We start from the raw sequence: 26157 nt of genomic DNA on the forward strand, positions 1-26157 counted from the left end.
ATGACCTCGTTTTCTCAGGCAAACCGCTTCAGTAATCGGTGGAGTAGATATCCGCCCAAGCCAGTGTGTCATACCGCCCGAACAGCATAGCGATGTGTACATCGCCGGTAAAAATATCCACATTATGCAGGGTGGAGGCAAATCGGTAGTCGCGGGTAAAATAGCTGTCCGGCGCGCCAGGTAGCTGGCCCTCTTCCTGGCCTGAAGGAAATTTTTTGATCACGTCTTCATAAGCGTCCCCCAGCTTGATGTCACGGAACATCACATCGAGATAGTCGCGGATGTTGATCGCCATAAGATATTGGTTTTTATCATCGCTCTTTTCTTTGGGAAGAGTGCGGAATGTATAGCTCCAGCCGTCGGCATTGACCAGGGTATAATCGGCATAGCTGTCTTCACGGTACTCATAGGCCCCTTCGGGCAGATTGAGCAGCTTTTTCGCCTCGTCCAGGGTCATGCCAATGGCAAGCCCGTGAAAGGATTTTAGTTCATCGCGGCTTACCTTTTTTAAGTAGTCCGTCTCCTGGGGCGGTGGGGCAAATGGTCCTTCACGGGGTATCAGGGTAAATTCGCTGAACTTTAAATAATACGACTCTCCCTCCGGGACTTCGGTGAAAGTCGCCTTCACATCCTGCGTATGGTAGACCTCCATTCCCTGATCCCCTTCAAGAATCCTGCGATCTAGGTCGGGCGGCACGCGGTCCGTCTGGATTTGATACACTTTGAAAACAGCATCATAACTGCCGTTGCCGTTATCGGTAAGCTGCTTTAAAAACAGCCGGTGCACCCGGATCACATCCTCAATCACACTGCCCATCTGAACATCTCCGCTGGCCGTCACACCGGAGATCCCTGTGCTGTATCTTTTCGGCTTGATCCCGAAATACTTCATCAAGACATCATCGACCTGCTTCTGCGTGCGGATATTAGCCGGCTTTCCCTCTGCCGGCCTGGTATTCATGAAGGCAAAATATAGCACATCATCCTGCAGCGTATTTTCATTGACGGTAAATACTCTGTTATTTACCAGAGTGTGGTGCTCCACAAAATAGTCGTAGTATTTTTTTACAACAGGGGTTGCCGGCTTCGTTGCCTCGTTTTCCGTCCCGTCAGACATAGGGGTATCCTGTGCCGGTGCTGAAACACCAGGCGTTTCGGAAGGTGGAGGAGTATTGTCCGTCTGCTCCCCGGACAGAGCCGGGTTTGTGCAGGCGGACAGCAGCATGGCTATCAGCAAGAATGCACACCCATACCATGCTTTGCTTTTCTTGTTTTTGATGCTATTCCATTTTTTTACCGCAGTCATACCCATTGCCTCTCCTTGATAGCGTTTATTTCAAATCAAAACGCCCCATGATTCGGGCAGTTTACCAAGGTCGCCTTGCATCTGATTATGAATATTTTACCATAAAGAAGGGTGTCTATATATCTTTTTAGCAGCTCAAACTAAGGAAAGTTTAGTTATATTGTTTATCAATACCGGAGTTGCATCTTCATCAGCAATAAATCAAAGCGTAATATAAACAAGTAATAAGGCGTATGGCGATAAAGACTATGCTGCGGGACAGCTTCAGCTCTCTGAAAATAATACTGATCAAAATTTCAAATTATCCCGTTTCTTTTTTAATGGAAGTGGTTTTAACTTGCTCTGCTTTATTGCGGATCTTGCGATCCCGCTTGAACTTTAGCGTTACAGAACCTACACCTTGAATCGGTGTAGAGGTACCTTCAAGGGTCCAGCCGAAGTTTGCGTAACCATCGGCGTGCGATTTCCTCGATTGTTAAAGTTGAATCCATTGTTGTACTTTCATGCTCACTGCATGCAATCACACTGTTCTATTTTTTCTCTCCATTTTTTGCTCATAGACATTACTCCAGACTATCGCCGTTTCTGAGTTTTACCCGCATTCTATTGATGATTCGGTCCATGTTCTCGAGTTCTTTCAAAATTTCTTTGTCCATTGCACTGGTTTCCGTAATCTTTTCTATTCCACCGTTTTTTATGTTGATTCGTTTGTTTGCCGACAAAGCTAAGCTCGGATCGTGAGTCGCGATAATAACAATCTTTTCCGCATCAATAAGCAGATGTATTGCTCTTTTCCTATCAATTCCTGCATTTTCAATTTCATCGATCAAAACAATAGGACTGCTGCTGAGCAGCGCAGTATCGGCAATCATCAATGCCCTCGCTTGACCGCCGCTCAATGCGACGACAGGGGTATCCATGTCAAACGTTTCACCTGACAGGTCATTTGCAGCCCATATAATATCTCCCACTAATGTACTGCGATTTTCAATCATACGCCCTTCGGCATGAAGTTCCAGAAACTCTTTGACAGTCAGATCCATGACAAAATTCATATTTTGCGATAATTGAGCTACCAATTTATTGCTGATCGAAAACCTATTGCTGTAATCTGGACGCTCGCCGTTAATGAGCAATGTTCTTCGGCTCGGCGTATCCTTATTGGCCATCCACTCAATATCCGCCAGTAATCTGCTTTTACCCGATCCTGTGGGACCAACTATAGAAACGATTTCGCCTTTATGCACTGTGAACTCCTTGAAACTTTCCGGATTTCCGCTTTTGTCCGTCCCCGGCAAAATAGTTAATGATGTTACCGTATTTTTAGTCGGATCTATTAATCGCTGCCCGGCAAAGGCAAGAAAATTCGCCTTCATTTGCTCTTTACTTAGAGCCGATACTTTAAGCTGCATGGGATTCAAACGATTTAGATATTCCTCAAAGGAATATTCTTTAAAACCAAATGTATTTAGTTTGTTTTCGTTAAAAAACGACACAACAAAAGGATATTTCATCTCCAAATCAGTTATTTTCATGCTTAAAAGCTCTTTTATGTCCAACATTATCATCACCTGATTTTCTCTTACTTACATGCTCCACTTCTTTAGTATCTTCGCGGAGTTTCCTTCAAATCTCCAAGTCTTTTTTTCCCAAAACAAAAAGAACAAAGGGCCGCCGGCATATCATACCGGAGCTCTTTACCTTTTAGAGTAGCGATATTCTCGTTACGATCGTAAATTAAAGTGCTTAATTCAAACGCCCCCTGACCATTCAAACCATTCACATGGATAATCGTTGCAGCTGGATTCACGGCATTTACTTTGGACGCAAACACCTCTCTCTCGGCTTGTGATACAACATCACCTTTTGTTATGACAATGACATCAGCTGTTGTCAGCATCGGACCGATCTTTTTGGGGGTGTTGATCCCACTTAGATTATCAACTACGCAAATAGCTTTTACCCCCACAATAAAAGGTGAACATCTGTTGCAGAGTCCCGCACTTTCGGTTATCAGCAAATCAAATTTTGCAGAAACTCCCCATTTTACGAAATCTTCAATCGTGTTGGCGAAATAATGATCAGGGCAAAGGGAGTTGGAAAGAGCCTTTTTGACTTTTATATTCTCTCTTTCGTATAAGATGTCATCATCGGTATATAGACAGTCAAACTTTAATAAGCCAACAGATAATAATCTCTGCTTTAATGCTTCGATAGTTTTGATAATGACTGATGTCTTCCCGGACGACGGCGGTCCGGCAAACGTCACTAAATTCATATAGAGTTAGCTCCTTTCCCAAGCGAAAATAAACGACGGTATAGGATTCGGTAGTATTGTCATTATGCAATGCTTTTTCTTTTCGCCGCTGATTAATCAGAAATGCCATAACCCATTGACGGCTATGGCATTCCTGTTCATAAGGGAGAAAAATATTACAGCTATTTCCCTTCCTCTGCCAAGTCAAGTTTCTTAAGCGGAAAGCTTACAAGTAAGGCGATTACAGCAAATGCTGCCGCAAGACCACAAGCAATTTTGATACCGCTGACCATGCCGGCCATGGTGATCACCAGCGTGTAGATGGCAATGCTGATTGAACCGCCAAGGTTTTGCCCAAGCTGGACCATTGAATTGCCCAGCTGGCGAATTTCAGGCCTGATTTGAATCTGCGGTGCGGCGGCGGGAATGACACCACCGGAAGCACCATAAAAGCCGGCCAGAAACATTAAGCCAAGGACCACGAAAATGGGCGTCGACGGTGTCAGGACGAAAATAAAGGCCAAGGAAACGCCAATTCTGATAACCTGTGCAAAAATGGAAACATTGCGCGCATTCCCCGCTTTGCCGATCATCCGGCCGTAAATCGGCCCCAGAAACAACCCGGGAATCGAATAGATCGTAATGACCAGACCGGCGTAGGTCGGAGGGAGTTTCATCACATTGATGACGTAAGCGGGGAGGAAGAAGTAAAGGGCCATAGTGGAAAGATTACAGAAAAAGTTATTCAGCGTCAGGCAAAGGGTGTTTTGATCCTTGAGCACCGGAGCCGGGATGAACGCTTCAGTTCCTTTTTTCCGGATGATAACGATGAGCCAAACCAGACCGAACGCAGCAACCGCGAACAGGAGCGAGTTGGCAGGGCTGCCGAAAGGCGCATAATTGGTGATTGAAAGAGCCAGGATCAGGCCGGTAAGAAACAGAACGGTGGCAATGGCACCGGGCAGATCAAAGGTCCCTGTTCTGGCGATAGACTTACCTTCCTCTTTGGTAATTTTTGCTCCGGCCAAAACCAGCAGCGCCCCCAGCAGGAACAGCGGACCAATGATAAAGTTCACAACACGCCAGCTTGCCGTTTGAATGATAATACCGGTCAGGGTCGGCCCGATCAGCATGCCAATGGCCTGCATCGTTCCTACCGCTCCCAGATACACTCCGGCCTGTTTCATATCGTACATATCCCTGATAATGGAGAAGCCGAGAACATAAATCGCCGGGCTGTAGCAGCCAATCAGGAAGGAAGGAATAACGATAGCCCACATGCTGTTGACAAGACCGCGGGAAAAGACGATAACGGCGGTGATTAAATAGGAAACCCAGATCAATGTACGTTTTTCTGCCGGGAACCTGGCGCCGAGATAGCCGTATAAAGGCATCAGGGCCACGCTGCACACACCGAGAAGGGTTTGAGCCAGTGAAAAGATCGATTCCCCGCCTATTTCCTTGGCTGCGGCGGGGAGCATTGTTGAGCCGCCGGAAGACATCATGATAGCGGCAATCATGGCAATGTACACCCCAATAACCGTCATGATCTTCTTTCCCGGATTAACCGCTTGGTATGGATTCATTAAAAATTCTTCCTTTCCAAACTTTTTACTCTTTTAGGTTGAGAGCAAATACCTGGGCGTTATCGGACACTGTTCTGAAAAGAGCTTACAGGGAAGACGGCAATCAGTACCTGACAACCACCTTCTGTGCCTCTTGGGGATTGCCGGCGACTTTAAGCGCATTAACGATGTCTTCCTGCTTATACTGGTGTGACACAAGCACAGAAAGGTCAAATTTACCGGACTTCATCATCTCCAGGACATCGACGGAAAGTTCTTCGTATGATCCATTGCCGCTGCCGCTGATATACCAGTTGTTGAAGCAGAGCTTTAAGAAGTCAAAGGTAATCGGATGATGATGCACGCCTACTACGGACAAGAAGGCGTTTCTGCCGGCCAGCTGACCAAAGTAAGCAAAGCTCTCATCAACACCCAGAGCGTCGACATACAGATGGGCACCGCAGACCTCGCCGCTATAGCATCGCTGTGATCCGAACTCGGCGATGGCCTTGGCTTTGAGGTCTTCCTTTTGCGGGTTGCAGGTAAGGAGATCGAATTTCCGCGCGTTTTCCAGTCGATATTCGGAAATATCAACAATCATAACCTTATCGCAGCCGTACCACTTGAACATAATGGCGGCGGCCATACCTATAATACCGGCGCCGAAGACAATGGCGGTTTTACCGGGGCCCGGGTTGGTATTCTTGGCACCCCGGGTACCGACAACAAAGGGCTCAAGGAGGACAGAAGACAGCAGGGGAATCGTTTTGTCAAGCTTAATGGCACTGTAGTTGAGTTCGAATTGGGGAATATGAATGTATTCGGAAAACCCGCCCACCGTTGCCATCCGCATTCTGTCCCGCTTAGCCTGACCCATGTTCGGAAAGACATAAGCGCCAACGTTGACATCCTTAACATTTTTGCCGGTTTCCACCACTTCACTGACCATCTCATGACCAAACTCCGAATCCTTCCAAATCATATTGGCATCGCCGCCCTCCTTAAAAGCGGCGACATCAGAACCGCAAATGCCGGCTATGACGTTTTTGACGATAATATCATCATCCCCGCACTGCGGATAGGGCAGCTCTTTAAACTCAACAGTTCCTATACCTTTGTAGATTGCCGCCTTAAACGTTTCAGGTTTCATTCCCTATGCACCCCCAATAAGTATTTCTTACGGAATTAGTTTCTTCATTCTCATGTGAGCCGCGCAGGCCCCGTCGATCAGGATATCTATCCCTGATACAAATGACGCATCTTCGCTCAGAAGAAAGTCGACAACAGCCGCCATTTCCATGGTAGTGCCCATTCTTTTGGATGGAGTAAGCACATTGATCATATTCCACATTCTGTTATCAGGCTTATTCATGCTCTTCGCAAGCTCGATGCTGTTATTCACCGTATCGGCGATTCCCGGCGAAACAGAGTTGACTCTGATTCCGTCTCCGCCGAAAAGCACAGCATACTTCTGAGCCATATACATCGTGCCTTTTTTAGCCAGAGAATAGGCTAAACCGGGGGCAACAGCCTCCCCTCTGGCCATCACGACAGGCTCAACTGTCTTCCACATGGTTTCGGGGTCTGTATCCGCGTTCCACAAGGCATCATTACATGGATCAAGCATCTCTCTCGGCAGCTGATAGGGAGAAGATGAAGCAAACAGCACAAATGCTGTGCCCGGTCCCATATGGGGTTTGAATAACTTCATGGCTGCGACCTGAGCGAGCACATCCACCTCAAAAATGGCCTTCCAATCGCCGCAAGCCGGAGTCAAGCCCGCCACAAGAACAACCCCTTCAATTGTACCCACCGCCAAAGCGGCCTCCAAAATGCCCTTTACATCCTCAGGTTTTCTGATATCAACAACCATGGATGCGACGTCAATGCCCTTGGCTTTCAGGGTTGCGGTTCCTTCCCTGACATCGCTTTCCGCAAAACCGGACATCACAACTTTGCCCTTTTTAGACAGGCGTTCAGATACGGCTAATCCGATACCCCGTTCCCCGCCAATGACTACGTACACTTTGTGATCCATGCTTTACTTCCCTCTTTCTATTTTTCAACTATCCCGTTACACTCCAGCGGTTTAGATCCGGGAAAATAGGCGTTCCCCATATCTCATCCCAGCCAGGAAACGCCCATGGCCCCATTCATGAGCTAGATAGGATTATAAGCAGAATTTGTCGATTTTCTTACTGATTCTCAGCTGAAGAATATCTCCGGGGACTCCTTCCGTCTCACGCCATGCAAACCATTGCGAACCGATAAGGGTTTTGCACATACCGTACCACATGGACAGGTAGGCATGGGTCAGCATGGGGTGACGGCGTTCCAGGTTAGCCAGCGTGATATCGTAAACCGCTTCGTTCTCATCAAAGGCCGCCACAGTATAGGGAACCCGCAGAACCTGCAGCATAACTTCGATATACCCGCCAAGCACGCGTGCGCCATCCACGTCATTGGGAACGCCGAGCCAATCCCGGAGCCCTTTAATGGCGAAGAATTCACCGAAGGCCATCTTGCCGGCGGCATTAAAGACGCACTCTACAATAAAGGCCACCTGCTCTTGTGTGATCTCGTTGGCCGCGATCATCGGGTTCAGTGTGTTCATAACATAGTCGGCCCCGAGGGGATGCATCACACCTGGATACTGCTCAGCAGCTGTCATCTCCATGTTTAAGCCATTGCGGTATTTATAATCGCATTCCGCACGGAACTGCTGGGGCTCTTTCAGCATTTGGTCTTCGGGAGTGTACTTGATCTGATCCGCAGTAGCGATCGGACCAAACTTTTCCCAGGTATCATGTTCCGGCATCGGGTATTTTTCACGGCTCTCGGCAACGATGCGGCAGTGCAGATCGCCGCAGCCTTTGGCCTCAACCATGTGGTAATCCAGTTGATGTCCTCCGAAAGCTGCGCCGATTCCATCCAGGACATGGGTTGAAGCGCGGCAAATCTCCGAACCGAGAATATCCCAGGGGCATTCGTCAAGTTCCTTCTCGCAGCGATATTGGCCAAAGTCGTTGAGACGTCCGGGCATACAGAGACGCTCATCCCCTGAATCCCCATACATGGAGGCCAGAAATCCCCCCGCCATAAAGGGATGAATGCTGTGATTTTCGGCATGAATTTTCCCATAAGGGCTTGACATGACTCTGTAGATATTATTATAGTTGGCATCGCAGAGCGCTTTGCAGCGCTTTTCATAATCCGGAATGACAATACGCAGAACGTTGAAAAAGGCTTGATCCATAACCGCGATGTGCCGGCAGGCATAATGATAGGCATCATGAAATGAGATGAGTTTCTCCCAGGGGGTTTTGATCGCCGGATGATCGGGAAGAGCGCCTTTACCAACATGGCTGGGGATCCGTGTCGCATATTTACTCATAATCATTCTCCTTTTAGGTTCAGTTTTAATAACGGTGACTTCTTTTCATTGCCGAATCAGCAAAATACTTTATCCGTTAAGGTTGCTTCAAATCCGTTAATGATTACCTTATCGCCGATGTTGGCTTTGCCGCTGTCAACTAAGGCATAGCCGATGTTTTTGCCGACGGTATAACCGTAGGTCAGCTTTCTCACTCTTCCCACTTCTTCACCGTCAAGGAGAATCGGTGCGCCGGAGCTGCCCAGACTCCTGGTTTCAATATGCATATCCTCTTCATCGACCGTGAAGCCCAGCATCCGCCGTTTGGGCCCTTCTTCCTTCACTTTGACCAGGGCTTCCTTGCCGATAAAATCCTTATTCCAGTCTATGCCGCGTTCCAAACCCACTTCCAGAGGATTGGTCCCGTTGAGATCACACATAAGGTAGAAGCCCTTTTCCGCCGGAAGGGTCCAGACCATAAGCTGAAACTCCGTGACCCGCACTGCGCCAAAGGCTTTACCGCACTCTTCGAGTTTGGCTTCTACCAACGCCGCCTTTTCCGGGGCGATATAGATTTCATAGCCCACTTTTTCCCCTGCAAAACCGGCTCTGTTGACCTTAACCAGGACATCACCGATTTTATTGTCGCGGATCGTAAAAAATTTCTGATCATCAATTTTTTCTGCCAGGAAGCAGTTTAACAGCTCCTTGGACAGAGGGCCCTGAACGGCATACATGGCCCAAGCGCCGGTTATATTCCTGTACTCTACTTTGCTCTCCCCTTTATAGGCATCGAGCCATTTAACCAATTTATTCACATAAAGGGTTGAAATCCAATATTTGTTCTCTTCCAGGCGGAACACAACCACGTCGTCAATGATCACTCCGTCTTCGTTTAAAATGGTTGTGTAGCGTTCGCTGCCAACTTTTAACGTCGCGATGGGATTGGCATGAATTCTGTCCAGAAAAGCCGTTGCGTCTTCTCCGGTTACTTCCAGCAATTGATGGGTAAAGTGGTACCATCCCACCTTGTTCCTGACCGCTTCATGCTGCTCTCTTTTCGCAGCATCGTCCTTGTACACGTTCTTAAACATGTTCCTTCACTTCCCTTTCTTGATTCAGTTTGAAATCATCATGGGCGCTAGCGGTTCCGCGCGAAAACCAACTAATTGAAGATTACGACAATTCTTCTAATCTGCAAATCCTATAGTTGACATGTCTTTTGCGTGTGAAGTTCCTATACTTTATAGGATTTATCCTTGCCGGTAATTCATATAAAATAATAAGTACAGACTGAAGTAAGGATAAATGTGTTTTCTACCTTTTAAGAAAATAGAGAGAATTCGCTAACAACGATGATTGTTTTATCCTTCTCATTACCCTATACTTAATTTTGATATCTTCCACATAAAAAGTGGCCTATGCTTTGGAGTTGCTATCGTAGACCCTACAAACTACAACAGGTGCGGAGGGAACTGTTCTATGAAACTCAACACCGATATCCTTTTTGATAACCTCAATCAATCCATTATGCTGGAGAGCTATGGGCCCAAAAAGATAGAACTCACCCTGGGGCGGCCAAAGCTCTATAATGGTGCGAGCCACGAATTCAAAGCAAACCATATCTATATATCCCATGTTGAACAACTCCCGCCCGCTCCGGTTTTGGGCAATGGAGTTGTTATCCTATGCGTTGGAGGAACTCCTCCTCCACCCTATTTGAACGATAAATGTGTGTGCTTTATCACCCGGGATCATACCGACTTGTTTACTGCATTTGATCTGGTGCAGCAGATATTCGATAAATACGACGAGTGGGATACCGGATTAAGGAACGCTTTAAACACTTCCGCAAGTATTAAAGAGATGGTCAGGATCAGCTTCCCTATCTTTGAGAATCCTATCATTGTTATCGACGCCAACTTTCGCGTTCAAGCCTATAGCAGTATTATTGATACCCGGGATGATCTGGCCATTTATCGCCCTGACGAAAACGGCAACATCAGGATGAATGCCATGAGCGAGCACATCAATACCTATGGCAACAGCATGAATGTGGATAAGCCGTTTTTAATGATGGCCAGAAATGTTCCGCTCTTCACCATGAACCTTTTTGAAAAGAAAATTTATATCGGCAACCTGACGATTCCTTTTGTCTTGCGCCAACATCGTCAGAGCGATATTGTACTAGCTCAATATCTGGCAAAATTTATCGAGAGTTCATTTAAAAAATATTCCACGATCTTAAGCGGCAGCCACATCAATATTCTCAGGGGCATCCTGCAGGATTTGCTCAGCTGTTTGCAGGTCGATTCGACAAGGATGCGGTACTTGTCGGGCAACTTCAACGGGCATTATATCTGTATTGCTATGAAACTTGGCTACCGCTCACATAAAGTACCCGTGGAATACCTCTGCAACATTATCGAAGACTCCTTCCCCGGCTGCGTAGCTTTTGAATATGAATCCGTCATCGTTACCTTTTTTGATGTAAAAAAAATCCCTTGCGATGAAAGAACGCTGACCGATAAGGTAAAAGAGCTGTTGCAGGATATGGATCTAATCGCCGGAGCCAGCTACTCATTTACCAATCTTTCTATGGCACGCCTTTATTACCGACAGGCGTGCGTTGCCCTTGAAATGGGGTCGGCCACCCATCCGGAGCTTTGCTATTACCCATTTCACGATTACGTGTTGCACTATATGATCTCCCACTGTATGGGGGAATTCCCTCCGGAACTTTTACTGACCAAAGGGCTTCGCCAACTTCAGGTTCATGATCTGACATCTCAGGTCAATTATGTGCAAACCCTCCGCATCTATTTGAATAACAATATGAATTTGGCGAAAACCGCCGATGATCTCTTCGTTCACCGCAGCACCCTTCTGACGCGGCTGAAACGCATCGAAAGTTTGTTGCAAACAGATTTAAAGGATTCCGACCAGAGGCTTCGCCTGCTGATCTCATTGAAAATCATGGAGGCCAACGAAAAGGTCACCACCACGTGCAATGACCCTGGAGAGTTTGTTAATCATGAACTTACTCTGGCAGAGCCGAGAAAATTTCAGATATTGGAAAGCATTTATAAATAGGGATTTAAAGCATAGCACAACCAGTTGGGAAGGATACCTGAGCCAAGTGTCGTCTGCGCGTTGTCCGGGAACATGGAAAGCTATGCCGAGCGAAATACTCACTAAAATAATCTAAAAGGGACCTGGTGTTCTATCAGAAAGATAATCTGAAGACGCTACCGGGGTCCCTTATTTGATAAATTCACCAGCACACTAATATAACTGAATATATTCTGGATAATATTAGCACCTGGTTGAGAGTAGAAAGTGGACAGCAGCGTTTACTGCTCTGTGTGGGAGTAATGAACGGTTATATTAATGAGTTGCAGAACTGCTGATCGATAAGAAGCTAGGTATTGCCTTTGCTAGTCGCTATGCATCACATAGAGTCCGATACGTGCACAATAAATGAAAAAAGAACCTACTGATTGTAAGTTCTCGTTAATAAACGCTGGATTATAAATTGCTCTTGTTGTTTATTAGCCTTATTGCTTTGAATCATCTCATGCACTCAAACGCCTTTTCCTTACTCACAAATGACCGGATTGGAATAACCCTTTGCTATCAGGAAAGATTGCCAATAATCTTATCGAGAACGTTGATACATGTTTCAATTTCTTCTCGGGTAATGCCCCGTGTCACTTCTTCATTTGTTTTTTTGCCCAAAAACATAAGCATTTCCCTCATATTTCTGCCGCCTTCTGTCAGATAAATTAGATTAGTACGGCGATCGTTAGGATGAGGGATTCGGAGCACCAGATTGTTTTTTTCCATCGTATTAATGATTCGCGAAATGCTGGGCTCATCTTTTCCAGTGGCCTCGGATAGGCTGCACTGGGTCTGCCCATCCTCACGATACAGGTAAAGAAGGAGCTTCCACTGCTCCGTACTGATCACAATATCTTTATCTTTAAAATTCTTGGCTAGTTGTCGGGTGATCAGGAGTGCCGACTTATTGGCCTTATAGTCAAAAGATCCACGGGTATATTCATCAAAAGATATCATAGTATTCAACATCACCTTGTTCAATCTCTATTGTTAACGTTCTTTAAGACCTTAATGGTCAGATATACTTTAAAAACAAAGAACACTTTTATGATAAATATATTTTATTAATAATTTCTCTTTTTATTTTCTGTTTCTGCATAATTTTTATATTCAATGAAAGCATTAAATGTGGTATTACTACTTAAAAATTTATCACTTTTTTATCTTCTCCGCAAGTTCAAAACGTTCAATGTAATAACTTTTACCGTCATAAGGATTGAGCCCCCGTGCCCTGCAACGTTTCCATGATTCAAGTATCATCGGCCGGATAATATCCGGGTCGCACGCCCGTTTGCCTAGGTAGAATTATTTCCAGCCTATTGCAGCTTTTCATAGGTTTCTTTTAGAAGCAAAGCATCTCTCTCTAAAAGAGGCCCTTCAGCTATGATACATCCCCTGACACCATAATCTTTTATAGCCCTTAGACATTCCTGATAATTAAAGTCACTTTCCAGTAATGGAGCATGACTTCTCTCCCCTTTCGCTGTGTATCTTATTCCACCCATATGGATATGTAAATCCTCCAGGGCCGTTCTGCCTAAATGATCAAGGACGTGCTTAAGAACACCGGCAAAATCATCATAACCCTTAAGGCCGCCGTTTGATCTCGCGTGAATATGAGCAAAATCAAGGCAAAGCTTACATGAGGGCACCTCTTGACAAAGAGAAACCAGCTCTTCCAGCGTTCCGAACTGAGAACCTTTTCCGGTTGTCTCAAGCCTGTAATCTATGCCACAACTCGAAAGCCTCATTAAATTGCTTTTAATTGCAGCGTAAGCAGCTTCCTTGGAGTCACTCATGTAGAATCCCGGATGGAATACCAAACTCCTTCCTCTAACCTTTGCTAAGCCTTCTGCAGCATCAATTATTCTGGTGATTGATTGATTTCGTTTAGCGATATCATTGGAATTTAAGTTGATATAATGAGAAGCGTGGGCTGAAAGGTAAAAGCCTTCCTTTCGCTTTGCCTCAAGGATAGCCCCTTTGTTGTTATCCGTCACATTGACACTGCGAACAAACAGCAGTTCCATGGCATCCAGCCCTATAGACTTTAAATAATGTATGCCAGTTGCATAATTAAACCTTTTAGTCCCGTCACCTAGGGGCAAACCGGAAATACCAAATAATAATTTTTCCATACTGATTCACAATAATCCGGGTTCTATTTATTCAATAAAACCCGGATTCCTTTCAAATGTCAGCGGCCGTCTTTTCTACGAGCTGTAATAGTTTCCCCACCAATACCCCAATTATCAGTATTGACCTCATCGATGACCACGACTGTTGTATTAGGGTTTTTGCCCAACACATCCACAAGCAGCTGGGTAGCTCCTTTGATAAGCAATGCTTTCTTTTCCGGAGTGACGTTTTCATTGGTGATTCTGATATTTACATAGGGCATAATAATTGCTCCTCTCCATTTCCTAATTACATAATGTATCCGAACTGTTCTAACTAAGGTCTTTTTCGCTTATCACCTCCTTTACTCCTCCCTAAATAAAGCGGGTCAAAAAGTTGATACTAATCAACAGAACAGTTGAACCAACGAGGAATAGAAATATCCTATCATGTTTGTTTCCGCTGAATTTCATCACCGCACCTCATTGATCCACCGGGTTTTGTGCCGAACACCCATGGTTTAATTTTGCTCCAAATTTCCTTTTAAAATCAATCAAATGATGTCTTAATCTCAAAATAATTCTATTGACAATCATTCCCGGACAAAAAAAGCGGCACCAGAATCTCCGTATCAACAATGAGGAAAACAAGACGACCACTAAAACCAGCCACTCGGTGATATTTCCCTGCATTCCGAATAGGGTGGCAAAAGGTTCATAACCGGCCAATCCCGGCGCCTGATAGACTACAGCGCCCAATAAGGCAATATAGATTAAAACATATCTGACCAGGGCCACCTTTTCTTCTACCCCCCGGCTGCAGCAAATAACCTCTTTGCTTACCAATACTTTGGCCATTAACTCTTGCAGGGCACCGAAGGGACAAAGCCAGAAGCAGTATAGGTTCTTTCCAATCAGAAAAGTTAATATCGGAATAACGATTAAAAATATATACCAAACCAGGTTCTGCTGAATTGAAGGAAGATACCCCATTAATAAGGAGGCCAGATTTGCAAGTGAGATAGGGGTGTTGTATTGGAAGCCAATCAGCACCAGACTTCCTGCCATGGTTAGCCAGCGGATTCTATCACTTTTCAGCGCTATCCCCACAAGCATCAGGATAACTAAGGCCATAACAGAGCCTTCCCTCACTCCCAAAACCCATGCCGCCTCTTCATCTTCCACATCCAGCCCCAATTGATTTCTGGCTACCTCATGACTGCCGATTGAAATCGCTTCGGCAATGCCCCGGGAGCTAAAAGTTGCTCCCGATATGGCATTGATGTCCTGTTTGATCGATAGGGGATCGGTTATTTTTCTATCTTCGAATTGCTTGAGAAAACCACGTTTCTTAATCACTCTAATATAGGAAGGTGTATCCTTGTGTTCAATAATAGCTGTACCCATAATAATCCCATGGGGGTTAATTCCTGTGGCGATGACCATGGGTCCGCCATATGAACTCCCCTTTGCGATGACAACATAGCCTTTGACCTCTTCTTCTCCATGGGGGCCCTGACTTACTCCTTTTAATGTAAGGGGGGAAGACGCAATCTTCAGAAAGGACTGCGCCTCGGGCAGGACCTCTTCAGCTTGCAACAGCACAGCCTCGCCTGGCCTGACCCAGCTTAATCCTATAAAAACAGCTAATAGTAAGGATAGAGTCATGATAAGCGCTTTTTTCTCTATTTTCATACCCTAGTAGTCACTCCCGGCCGGGTCGATTATATACTCCAGATAGGCAATGCCGACAATACGATAACGGCCCGCAGGGTTGCCCCTCCGATCAGTGTGCCCACCTCACTTAACAAACCTAAGATCTTGCCACCCCTTTCATTTTGCCTTTTCTTTGGGTAGACGTTGTTGAAAAGCGGAAAAGCCAATCCGACAGCAATTAGCAGAATCCAAAAATAAGCGGCTAGTCTTCCGGCGACAACTATTTGGGCAGAATCGGCAGCGACCGGACCTTTAGCACCTGAAAAAGAGAGCAGCAGCAAAGTCGCTAAGATCACCAATTCCACCAAGAGGAGGATGATGTTTATCCTGGTTACCGCAGTCCCCCCTTGCTGAACGGGTTTTTCGATGATGCGGGCCAGCAGGGATGAAGAGGCCAATCCCATAGTCAGAGCAGACACTACAAATAATCCCGGTACGAGGATCGTGTTCCAGAAGGGTTGAGCAAAAAGAACGGAAAGCTGCCCCCCGGTGTATACCGCTGTTACCACTGCCAGTATTGCTCCCGCTCCTGAGACCATTGCCGGAACTTGCTTGTTTTCACGTTTATGATAAGAACTCCAAAAAGCCAGGACCATAAACATGATTAAGAGATAGACCCCCCAAGTCATCACCGACGTAGGATTACCGATCATGGTTAAAATTCCAGTGATGCTGACACCCAGATTCATGGAGAAAAGGAACAGCCCAACGGCCAGGCAGGGACCTGAGATAAAATAACCGGCCCGCTCCAAATTACTCCCTTTGCCAAATAAGCCTTTTTCCGCTGCAAAAGATGTCAGATAAGCACCCGAGCCAAGACCGCCAAAGAACAGGAAGCCGATGATAAGCCAGCCCCAATTTCCCACTGATTTCCCCCCTATCTTAAAAAACCCTCACGGCGCACAGGACGATGGTTGCCCTCAGTGTCAGCCCTCCGATGAGCACCGCAAAGTCAGTTGATAGAACATTAAAGAATGAAGCCAGCTTTCTTTGCCGTTCTTTGGCTGAGACAATATAATAGACCAAAGGAAAAACTAAACCGATGGCCACCACCAGCAGCCAGAATGGCAGGGCTAAAGAACCGCTGGTAAGCATGTGTGCAGAAGCAGCAGCGCCAGCCCCTTTTACACCTGTTAAAGCAAGTGCCAGCAGCATCATGATCAGAATCGACTCTAAACCAAGCAATACCAGATGAACCTTGTTCGTCTTTGCTTCACTTGGCTGCTCCCCTCCCTGCTTCCCCTTGTTTTCCAGGAAATGCGCGCACAATGCGGTAGCGGCAAGACCTGTCGATAAAGCAGAAACAACAAATAATACAGGAAGAAGCAATGTGTTCCAGAAGGGCACCGATGTAACCACAGCCAGTAAAACCCCGGTATAGGCTCCGGTTCCTAACGCAAGAATTGCCCCAAAGAGCGACAGCATTGCCGGCATTTTTCTGTTCTTCCCCGCGTAATAAGCAGAAAGAAAGCCCACCAGAATGAACAGCGATAATATATAAATCCCCCAGGTCATGACCGAAGTAATGTTGGCGAACATTCTTAAAACACCGAGCGGATCAGAAAATGCTATACCCAGATCCAAAAACAACAACAAACTTCCGATGACAATACAAGGCCCGGACAAAAAGTAGCCCGCTCTGTCCAGTTTGCTGTTTTCCCCCAACCAGCCTTTTTGAGCTGCAAAAGACGTTAAATAAGCCCCTGCTCCTAACCCGCCTAAAAACAAGTAAATGATAATTTTCCAGCCCCAATGATACATATGATCCTTATCCTCCATTCCGCCGCTTAGCTCTGGCAATATACATTGAGTTCCCGTTGAATCCGCTGGATCTGTTCCTTGTCTTCTTCAATATAGTTCTCGGTAAAGACAGCAATACTTCTCCAGAATTCGTTCTGAGACGATTTCAGGATATCCTGACAGAATTGGGGTAACCACTTTCGCAGGTGAAGATCCATGAATTGTTCCTGAGCGGATAAAATCCTCTTTAACTTCTCGAAATTCCCCTTCCGAAAAGCCTGCAAAGCCTCTTCACTCAGGGCATACATAAACTCCAGCTCTACCCCAATCTGATCATCAGGTTCCTTATAGACCCCGCTTCTTTCATAACCGTTCTCTCTGTAAAACCTCTTGACCTTCATGGTAACATCCTGCATCATGAGCCGGTTGGAGTTGCGGTATACCGATTCATAAGGAGGAGCCTCCAAGTGATAAGGTCCCACAAAGAGCCTGGTAAACTCTATCGTTGCCTCATGATAGACCTTTTCCAGCTCTGCAGAAGATAGGGATGACAGACCTTTTCTGAGTCGCGCTTCTGCACAGTCTGGGGCCATTGCTTCACCACGTTCCGGCTCTGACCAGGAGATCATGTCCGCGAAAAGTTCTTCCGGGCATTCCCACATAAATAGACTTCGCAATAGATCAAACATAACACATCGATAAGCCAACATTTCCTGCATTTCGTTATTACCCAGACTACTCAAAACGTCCCATCCCTTCGCGTCCAAATCTTAAGCGCACTCTACTGCTTTATCTTCACAAAACGCATGGATGGATTGGTGGCAAAGGCCTGGAAACCGATGGCTTCCTTAACCGCTCCTTCAGCATCGAGCTTATCGATATCCTCTATTTTTAAGACCTGAACCGGGCACCCCCGGACACACATGGGTTGCTCCCCTGCGTCAATCAAGTCATAACAGCCTGTGCATTTTTCTGTTTTTTTGGTATAGGGATTCATCTTTGGTGCCTGATACGGGCAAGCATAGATGCAATATCCGCACCCCACGCATTTATCGTGGTCCTGAATCACCAGCCCATCTTCCCGTTTGGTATAGGCTTTGGTAGGACATACTGAAGCACATTGAGGTTCCGCACAATGCATACAGGAATGGGAAAGATAACGCTCCACCATTCTTCCGTTGATCTCAACCTCAAAGCTATCCAAAGTTCTCCAGCTTACACCTACATCCACTTGGTTCTTAACCATACATGCCGTTTCACAGGAATGGCATCCTACGCAATAATTCTGATTGTAAAGAAATGCTTTCTGACCAGCCATCGTTCAGGACTCCTTTCACATCAATCAAGCTTTCGTGATTTGCACTAAATTTGTATTATAGGTGGAGATTCCGTCTAAATCGCCAATCGCATCGGGAGCTAAACTATTGATCGTGTTGCCATCCGTATACTTATTCCAATAGCTCTTGAAGCTCACCGCCACGCCTGCTTTAACTGCACTATTGCTGACCTTCGCTTTCAGCTTGACCTGCCCCCTGTCATTTTGAATCAGACAATAATCACCATCTTTAATTCCCCTGTCTTCGGCGTCCTTGGCATTGACCGTGACAAAAGGCTCACCCAGATTTTCCTGGATATAGGGGACATTATGCCATTGTGAGCTCAGCAATTGGGGTGAAGCCGGGGTCAAGAGATTAATGGGATATTTTGAAAATAAGGCCGGAGAACCGTCCTGACTCTCCTCTTCCGGCAGATACTCCGCCACCGGATGCAATCCTGCTTTGGTGATATTCTCAGAGTAAAATTCGATTTTCCCCGAGGGCGTCTTAAATTTGCGATCACTGAAAACATTCCCGAAATCCACCTTAATCCAGTGATTTTTCCTCAGATTCTCATAGGTAATGTCTTTAAAGATGGGCTTGTCCAGAATCCCCTTCTTAATGATATCGGTGGATGTTTCATTGAAGCATTCATCAGTGAACCCCATGTGTTTGGCCAGCTCATTAAACATCTGCACATTGGATTTGGATTCTCCCATGGGCTCCAGCCCTTGTTCGCTGTAGCGGACATACCAACCGAGGTAATCGGCAATAACGTCCTCAAATTCAATAAAATGAGCAGCGGGAAGGATAATATCGGCATAGTCCGCCGTATCCGTCATAAATACTTCGTGAACCACTGTGAATAAATCTTCTCTCGCCAATCCTTTCTTGATCAAGTTCACATTGGGAGCCGAAGGAATCGGATTGCCGCCGAAGCAGATCAATACTTTCACCGGATTCTCCTTCGTGGTGGGAAGCTCTCCGGCAATCGCCTTGCCTAATTCATTCATATTAATGGTCCGCATCTTGCGGGGGGCTAAGTCCGGACGTTTCGTGTAACTGTTGTCAAAAGGATAATGATTGTAGTTAACATAGCTGAATCCCCCACCCTCGACACCGACAACTCCCATCAGGGCAGGAAGAAACGAAATGGCTCTGACCATCCCCCCGCCATGGGTCCGCCTTTCAAAACCAAAGCCCATTCTAATGATCGAGGGCTTAGCCTGGGTATACATCTTCACAAATTCCCTTATTCCCTCTTCGGTAACTTCACATAGTTGAGCCACCTTGCTGGGCGGATAGTTCTGGACTTGTTTTTTAAGTTCCTCGAAACCCATCGTATAGTTTTCCACAAAGTCCTTGTCATAAAGGTTCTCATTGATGATGATATGCTGGACACCCAGAGCAAAGGCGGCATCGGTTCCCGGTTTAAGCTGAATAAATAAATCCGCTTGGGAGGCCAGGGGATGGCGATGGGGATTAACCACAATGAGTTTGGCCCCATTATCCCGCGCTTGTTGAATGAATTTCACGGAATGGACATTGGTGTAGGATTCATTGGTTCCCCAGGTAACATAGCACTTTGTTTTAGCAAAGGTTTCCGGATCGATGGATGAGAAATCGCCATAAGTGTAGGGCAGCGCCGCCTTGCCACCGGTATTGCATACCGTTCTGGTGATATTGGTCGCTCCGATCTTATTGAAAAACCGCCAGGGAACACCATGCTGATGAACAAACCCGATGGTCCCCGAAAAATTATAGGGCATGATCGATTCTGAACCATATTGGTCGATGGCTTCCTTAAGTTTTTGGACGATCGTAGCATAGGCTTCATTCCAGGTAATCTTTTCCCATTTTCCTTCCCCTTTTTTACCGGCACGCTTCAGGGGATGCAAAATACGATCAGGATGATAAAGCACATTGATGTGGGTTTGCCCCTTGACACAAGGTGTCCCTGCGGTTATGGGATTCTTAGGGTCGCCGACAATCCTGACGATCCGCCCATCAACCTTCTCCCCAATCAAAGAACAGGTATCATAGCAGTTGCGGGGACAGGTATGGGTGGTCAAGGTTTTTTCTCCGGTCTGAACACCGATTACACTCTTGCTGCCCGAATTTTTGTCCGTACATGCAGTCAGGCCAAATAACCCCATACTTAGACCCAAAGCTGTTGAACCCTTTAAGAAACTGCGGCGGCTAAACCCTTGGCTATCCTTTGCATCCGTCATTTAAGTACCTCCTTTTTAACAAAACAACTTTGAACTTTATTCGACTCATTAATTCGTTAATTTCTTAACAATGGCCTATGTCATTAACTCCAAATATCGGGGGGATTCGTTGTGAAAATACACATTATCCCTTTCTCCATGTTTTGAGTTAGCATAGATTGCGGCATATAGAGAAACCATTACTCCCCTATATGCCGCGTTAGTTCAGATGCCTATACTAAAATGCCGGCTAAGTCCTCGCCCTGAGTCAAAAACTCCTGCAAGAGTTCACGATCCCAGAGGAGAATTCCCCAAATCAGTTCGATCAATCCCCCATAGTAGCCTACACTGCCATTTTGTTTCGCATCCTTGCAAAGCCCGGGAATCCAGGAAAGCAAGTGCTCATCTATAAAGGAGGCCTGCCGGCCAATTCTCGTCTTTTGCTCCTTCCATTCCTGTACATCCTGCACATTCTCACTCATAAGAGCTAAGGCAAGCAATTCAATCCCAATATGATCTTCAGGCTGGTGATTTTTCTCTACCATTTCCAAGCCGTTGTCCGCAAGGATTTTTCTGACTTCATACGTTGTTCTTGAAAACAGCAGCTGCCCTTCCGTCCGATACACGGACTCCCACGGCGGGGCTTTAGGCCGGCCAGGCCCCAAAAAGAGGATGGTGTATTCCACCATAACTTCTTGCCGGGCTTCATTTGGCGCCATAATCTTAAGACCTTCCGTACACTTTCTTAGTTGCCCCAATCCGGACTCCATCTGCCGATTAGCCGGCTCTAAAGGGAAACTTTCCCATACCTTTCCCTCAAAGGTCTTCGTCGTTGATGCTGAGAGGGGCTCCAACAGGCAATTGCCCAGAAACTTATACAGCTCGGTTCGCAACTTCCAAACTTCAGGCCAGGTATACATCATGACCAACCCTCCTCCTTTCTGACCATTTTCTCTTCCTTCCCTTCAACAGGTTATTTGTTCTCCGCTGCTTGTCCTGGCTTCACCATCGGTATGAAGTCGGTGCTTCCTGAAAGGAACCGGTTGCTGAGGTAGGTGAAGAGCAAGGCACCCATGGACAGCATGCCGATGATGATGGCTAATTCAACCCAGGTTGGCGCATAACTGCCCTGAAGGGACCACATATCCCCCATAGTTTCAGTAAATTTCCCATAGGTAACACCGGGAGCCCCTTGAACATTAGGATGGATAAACGAGGAAAACAGCAGCCAGACGCGTTTGCAAAATACTCCTAAAATCACGATTACCGAAGCAAACATAACATAATTCGTATTCTCTCTGTTCTTCTTAAATACCAGAATCATAAAGGGCAGGATAAAGCCAAGAATGATTTCCCCCCAGAAAAACGGAGCAGCTAACCCGCTGGTCATTTCCCTTAATACCACCATGGCCGACTCTTCTCCCGGATAAAGCATCGTCAGAACTTCCGAGAAGACGAAAAAAGCATCAACGACCACACAGGTAACGAGGAGGCCGGCTAACGTCCCAATCAGTTTTTTCTCAACTTCAAACATTTTTAACCTGTTCAAGGCCAACAAGGCGATAATCAATAACGCCAGTCCGGAATCCAAGGCCGAGGCAACGAATAGAGGTGCCATCAGAGCACTGTGCCAGCCTGCACGGGCTATCTGCAAACCAAAAATCCAAGCTGTGACGGAGTGGACCAGCACTGCCGTCGGCAGGGCGATTCTGGAAATAATCTTTAACTTCCTTTCATCGGGCTCCGATCGGCTCATGAAATAGAGGTAGACCAGATTCAGCGCCAGGTACAAGGTGATGACCACAACATCCCACATCAAAGGAGAACGGAATTGAGGATGCAGGATTAAATTGTAAATCCGCCATGGGCTGCCAAGATCCACAATAATAAACGCTCCGGCGATAATAATACAGACCGTAGAAAGAATGACCGCCGGTTTCGCTACAACTTTAAAGGACGGAATATTGAATACCGTTGCCGAAGAAGACACAATCAGACCCCCGGCGGAAAGACCCACAAAGAGCATGAACATGGCGATATAGGATCCCCAGGAAACAACATTATTCATTCCTGTTACCCCAAGTCCATTGGCCAGCTGGAAAGCCCAAGCTCCTAACCCCATAAGGGTTAACAGCCCCAAGACAACCATTCCGATAGTTAGGTTTCCCTTTTTATCCATCACATTACACCTTCCTTCTAGCCCAAATAATATACTTGCGGCTTCGTCCCTTTTTCCGATAAAAGTTGCTGTCCATTCCTCTCCCGAATCAAACGGGAAACTTCACTTTCCGGATCATTCAAATCACCGAATTTCCGAGCTCTGGTCGGGCAACACTTTACGCACATGGGTTCTAATCCTGTGTCGGTACGTTCCTTGCACATTGAGCATTTTTCCATGACACCTACTTTACGAATCGGCACGTCTTTATCCCCATAATTAAAGCCAGGGTCACGCACCGGTTCCTCCCAGTTAAATACCCGGGCATTATAGGGGCAGGCAGCCATGCAGAAGCGGCAGCCAATGCATCTGTCGTAATTAATCACTACCCTGCCCAGCTCATCTTTGTAAGTAGCACCTACCGGACAAACCTTAACACACGCTGCATTTTCGCAATGCTGGCAGGCAATCGGGAGGAAGCTCTTTTGCAAATTTGGGTATACTCCTGCGCTGGTATCATACTCTTCCCCGCCTTCTGTGAGCACACGGTTCCATAACATACCCATGGGGACATTATTCTGCATCTTGCACGCGTTTGCACATGTTGTGCATCCCGTGCAGCGTTTTGAATCAATCACCATGCCTAATTTTTTTGCCATCTTTCTTCACCCCCTAAGCTTTCTTCACTTCAACCAAAGTATCATAAAACGGAAAGATCGGTCCGTATTTTCGCTTAAATCCACGGGGATTAAAGGCATCATTGATTACATTATTCATATCTCCTTCAGGCATATCTTTAGACCACCAGCCTTCTTCCATCCTGACTGCCCCTGGCCGCAGATCATCCATAATCTTGCAGCGGGCTTTCAATTTACCCCGGTCATTGAACACCTCAACGAGGTCTCCATTTGCCAATCCCCTGCTCTTGGCGTCAAAGGGGTTGAGTTCCAGCCTTGGCTCAGGGCAAAACTGCCTAATCCAGGAAACTCTCATGAACTGGGAATGAACATGGAACCGGGAACGATACTGAGCAAATTGCAGCGGATACTTTTGCCTTAACTCAGAGTTCATTTCCGCAGGTTCTTCATAGGCCGGTAAAGCTTGGTCGAATTCGATCATTTTTTCATTGTAAATCTCCAGTTTAGTAGATGGCGTCTTATATATCTGATCCTTGGAAGCTATATAAGGTTCTGTCGGGCAATTCAAACGCATAATGAAATGATTTGCTTTAAGCGTTTCGATCGTGATTCCTTCCAGGAAAGGATGGGGAGAACTCAGCTGGGCTCTTATATAATCTTCCGGAGTTTTGGGCATGTATTCTGCAAATCCTAATCTGGCAGCCAATAACTGTTCGATCTCAAAATCGCTCTTGCTTGCAAAGAGGGGTTCGATTACTTTTTCGGAAAGAAGAGCATGATTTCTGTTCAATTGGAAGCGAGTGATCTCATAGTTACTCTCAAAACAGCTGCCGATAGGCAGTACAATATCGGAGTAAGCTACGCTGAGATTGTCCCATACATCGACCGTAACTATAAATTCTAATTGTTCTTTGAACCATTTTTCGGCTTGATGGAAATTAGGAAAATGCTGCTGGAAGCTGTTCCCAAGGTTGAGAACGGCTTTTACAGAATTCGGACGAGAACGCATGAGGGCAGTAGGCATTTCCATTACACCGGTCTTGAACTGAGGCGGCAACGGCCATGGGGCAAGCGGTGTAACATATGCCCAGCTGATTCTATGGAATAGGCAATTGCCCACACCGCCGCCTGTTCGCCCGAAATTACCGGTCAGGGCCCCGAGGATAGCTCCGGCATGCCCGAAAATATCACTATTGGAAATCTTCTCTGCGCCGCCAAAGCCCCAGGCCAGACGTGCCGGACCGCCTGTAGCATATTGCCGGGTTAAGTCTATGATGGTCTGTTCCGGTATTTCTGTAGTCTCAGCAGCCCAGGCCGGTGTGTATTGCCTTGTTTGTTCCTTTAATGCAGAGAATACAGTCTTGATCTGCATCCCGCCGACAGTGAATTCTCCTTCCAATTTAGGTTGAATTCCAGCGGCGTTATAAGGCTGCAGCGAATCGCTAACCTCATCCCACACCATGAACGGATTCTGATCAGGCCCGTCGGCAGAGTCGTTTTGCCTTAGCAATTTTTGATTATCCGCTCTGATTAAGAACGGCGCAGACGTATTCTTCTGCAGGAAGTCGGCTTGATACCAGCCATTGGCAAGGATAAGGTTAATCATACCCAGAAGCAGAGCCGGATCGGAACCAGGCTTGATCGGAATCCATTGATCGGCTTTTGACGCTGTAGTACTGTAATTGGGGTCTATGACAATAAGTTTGGCGCCTGCTTCCTTCGCTTCAAAAACGAATTGGGAATCAGTTACCGTCGTTTCAAAAATATTGACGCCTATCATAATGATCGTCTTGGAATTGACCAGGTCTGTAATCTCATGATGAGAATAACCAAAAGGTGCTGTGCCTGTTACTTCCTCATATCCACTGGCTATTCCGGTATCAATCGAAGTTTCGAGGGCAATTGGCATTCCTAACAAGGATGATAAAAGCGGCATTGCATATTCCTGATTTGCCGAAATCATTTTCAAAATGGATTTGCCTCCATATTGGCTGTGCAATTCTTTAAATTTGTCGGCAACCGTTGTAATAGCCTCATCCCAGGAGATGGGAACAAATCTGCCTTCCCCCCTTTCCCCTACTCTTTTCAAAGGAGTTTGGAGACGGTCAGGGCTATACACCCGCTGCAGTTCGCTCAGCCCACGTGTACAGAGCACGGAATACCGGTGATCCGGCCAATCATTCGGTTCAATCTTTACCAGCTTGCCGTCCCGCACTGTGCATTTATACGCACATCGGCCACCACAGCCCGGAGGGTGGTACGTATAGGCTATCCTTTCTTCAGAATCGCTTGCCGCAGTGGCGGGGCGCAGCCATCTGTCGGCAAAGAGCAAGCTGCCGGACAATCCCAGTGCTGCTGTTCCAACTGCACCGCCCTTAATGAAGTTACGTCTCGAAATGTTCATATGATTTTCCTTTCTTTTCGGTATTAAGTATTAAAACTTTCGCTAAAGCTATTTCGTTTTTATACTTTCTTTCTCTTCTGTAGGAAAATCCATGAATTGCCTCTTTTATTTGTAAAAAGCACAGTAGCTCCCTCGTTAATTCTCCCCTCGTTACAACCTGTGTGGAAATTGATATTTTAAAGGTATCCGCATTGTGATAAATCACATTATCACATTCTTGGCTTCTGAAAGGGTGAA

22 protein-coding genes are annotated in these 26157 nt (G+C 46.2%); 1 reads left to right on the plus strand and 21 read right to left on the minus strand.

Features of this window, described 5'->3' with window-relative positions; all coding sequences use genetic code 11:
• Positions 1-28: 28 nt before the first annotated feature.
• From BUA14_RS05565 to BUA14_RS05600, 8 genes are all read right to left on the minus strand, one after another.
• On the minus strand, positions 29-1306 hold the full coding sequence (locus BUA14_RS05565) for a hypothetical protein (RefSeq protein ID WP_242954563.1): 1278 nt from the start codon (positions 1304-1306) through the stop codon (positions 29-31).
• A gap of 563 nt (positions 1307-1869) precedes the next feature.
• Complete coding sequence (locus BUA14_RS05570) at positions 1870-2874, minus strand: ATP-binding cassette domain-containing protein (RefSeq protein WP_345788628.1); 1005 nt, start codon at positions 2872-2874, stop codon at positions 1870-1872.
• 35 nt (positions 2875-2909) lie between these two features.
• The gene (locus BUA14_RS05575; RefSeq protein ID WP_072771659.1) at positions 2910-3584 is read right to left on the minus strand and encodes a GTP-binding protein; all 675 of its coding nucleotides are present in this window, start codon (positions 3582-3584) and stop codon (positions 2910-2912) included.
• A gap of 161 nt (positions 3585-3745) precedes the next feature.
• Complete coding sequence (locus BUA14_RS05580) at positions 3746-5149, minus strand: MFS transporter (RefSeq protein WP_072771660.1); 1404 nt, start codon at positions 5147-5149, stop codon at positions 3746-3748.
• A gap of 103 nt (positions 5150-5252) precedes the next feature.
• Positions 5253-6278 (minus strand): zinc-dependent alcohol dehydrogenase, encoded by a 1026-nt coding sequence (locus BUA14_RS05585; protein WP_072771661.1) that lies wholly within the window; start codon positions 6276-6278, stop codon positions 5253-5255.
• A 27-nt stretch (positions 6279-6305) separates the two neighbouring features.
• Positions 6306-7166, minus strand: coding sequence for an SDR family oxidoreductase (locus BUA14_RS05590; RefSeq protein ID WP_072771662.1), 861 nt, complete (start codon positions 7164-7166; stop codon positions 6306-6308).
• A gap of 132 nt (positions 7167-7298) precedes the next feature.
• Positions 7299-8522: a hypothetical protein gene (locus BUA14_RS05595; protein ID WP_072771663.1), complete on the minus strand. Its 1224-nt coding sequence runs from the start codon at positions 8520-8522 to the stop codon at positions 7299-7301.
• 56 nt (positions 8523-8578) lie between these two features.
• Entirely contained in the window at positions 8579-9595 is a 1017-nt protein-coding gene (locus tag BUA14_RS05600) for an aminomethyl transferase family protein (RefSeq protein ID WP_072771664.1), read from the minus strand.
• 388 nt (positions 9596-9983) lie between these two features.
• Between BUA14_RS05600 and BUA14_RS05605 the strand changes: the two genes are divergently transcribed.
• Positions 9984-11594: a PucR family transcriptional regulator gene (locus BUA14_RS05605; protein WP_072771665.1), complete on the plus strand. Its 1611-nt coding sequence runs from the start codon at positions 9984-9986 to the stop codon at positions 11592-11594.
• 543 nt (positions 11595-12137) lie between these two features.
• Here the strand turns inward: BUA14_RS05605 and BUA14_RS05610 are convergent.
• The 13 genes from BUA14_RS05610 to BUA14_RS05670 form a co-directional block, all read right to left on the minus strand.
• Positions 12138-12578: a MarR family winged helix-turn-helix transcriptional regulator gene (locus tag BUA14_RS05610; RefSeq protein ID WP_072771666.1), complete on the minus strand. Its 441-nt coding sequence runs from the start codon at positions 12576-12578 to the stop codon at positions 12138-12140.
• A gap of 359 nt (positions 12579-12937) precedes the next feature.
• A complete protein-coding gene (locus BUA14_RS05615) occupies positions 12938-13759 on the minus strand; it encodes a TIM barrel protein (protein WP_072771667.1) in 822 nt (273 codons plus the stop codon).
• Positions 13760-13818: 59 nt separating this feature from the next.
• Positions 13819-14022 carry a 2-hydroxymuconate tautomerase family protein gene (locus tag BUA14_RS05620; protein ID WP_015943568.1) on the minus strand — a complete coding sequence of 68 codons (204 nt, stop codon included), beginning with the start codon at positions 14020-14022 and terminating at the stop codon, positions 13819-13821.
• A 199-nt stretch (positions 14023-14221) separates the two neighbouring features.
• Entirely contained in the window at positions 14222-15433 is a 1212-nt protein-coding gene (locus tag BUA14_RS05625) for a 4Fe-4S binding protein (protein ID WP_072771668.1), read from the minus strand.
• Positions 15434-15462: 29 nt separating this feature from the next.
• Positions 15463-16320, minus strand: a complete 858-nt coding sequence (gene nrfD, locus BUA14_RS05630) for an NrfD/PsrC family molybdoenzyme membrane anchor subunit (protein ID WP_072771669.1) — start codon at positions 16318-16320, stop codon at positions 15463-15465.
• A 16-nt stretch (positions 16321-16336) separates the two neighbouring features.
• On the minus strand, positions 16337-17215 hold the full coding sequence (gene nrfD / locus BUA14_RS05635) for an NrfD/PsrC family molybdoenzyme membrane anchor subunit (protein WP_072771670.1): 879 nt from the start codon (positions 17213-17215) through the stop codon (positions 16337-16339).
• Between the two features lie 26 nt (positions 17216-17241).
• Positions 17242-17937: a TorD/DmsD family molecular chaperone gene (locus BUA14_RS05640; protein ID WP_072771671.1), complete on the minus strand. Its 696-nt coding sequence runs from the start codon at positions 17935-17937 to the stop codon at positions 17242-17244.
• Positions 17938-17975: 38 nt separating this feature from the next.
• Positions 17976-18512 (minus strand): 4Fe-4S dicluster domain-containing protein, encoded by a 537-nt coding sequence (locus BUA14_RS05645; RefSeq protein WP_072771672.1) that lies wholly within the window; start codon positions 18510-18512, stop codon positions 17976-17978.
• A gap of 24 nt (positions 18513-18536) precedes the next feature.
• Complete coding sequence (locus BUA14_RS05650) at positions 18537-20741, minus strand: molybdopterin-dependent oxidoreductase (protein WP_072771673.1); 2205 nt, start codon at positions 20739-20741, stop codon at positions 18537-18539.
• Between the two features lie 212 nt (positions 20742-20953).
• Positions 20954-21643: a TorD/DmsD family molecular chaperone gene (locus BUA14_RS05655; RefSeq protein WP_072771674.1), complete on the minus strand. Its 690-nt coding sequence runs from the start codon at positions 21641-21643 to the stop codon at positions 20954-20956.
• A 50-nt stretch (positions 21644-21693) separates the two neighbouring features.
• Positions 21694-22899 carry an NrfD/PsrC family molybdoenzyme membrane anchor subunit gene (gene nrfD, locus BUA14_RS05660; RefSeq protein WP_072771675.1) on the minus strand — a complete coding sequence of 402 codons (1206 nt, stop codon included), beginning with the start codon at positions 22897-22899 and terminating at the stop codon, positions 21694-21696.
• 17 nt (positions 22900-22916) lie between these two features.
• Positions 22917-23537 carry a 4Fe-4S dicluster domain-containing protein gene (locus BUA14_RS05665; RefSeq protein ID WP_072771676.1) on the minus strand — a complete coding sequence of 207 codons (621 nt, stop codon included), beginning with the start codon at positions 23535-23537 and terminating at the stop codon, positions 22917-22919.
• 13 nt (positions 23538-23550) lie between these two features.
• Complete coding sequence (locus tag BUA14_RS05670; RefSeq protein WP_072771677.1) at positions 23551-25920, minus strand: molybdopterin-dependent oxidoreductase; 2370 nt, start codon at positions 25918-25920, stop codon at positions 23551-23553.
• Positions 25921-26157: the final 237 nt, after the last annotated feature.

Source organism: Desulfitobacterium chlororespirans DSM 11544 (assembly GCF_900143285.1).
Classification (GTDB): Bacteria; Bacillota; Desulfitobacteriia; order Desulfitobacteriales; family Desulfitobacteriaceae; genus Desulfitobacterium; species Desulfitobacterium chlororespirans.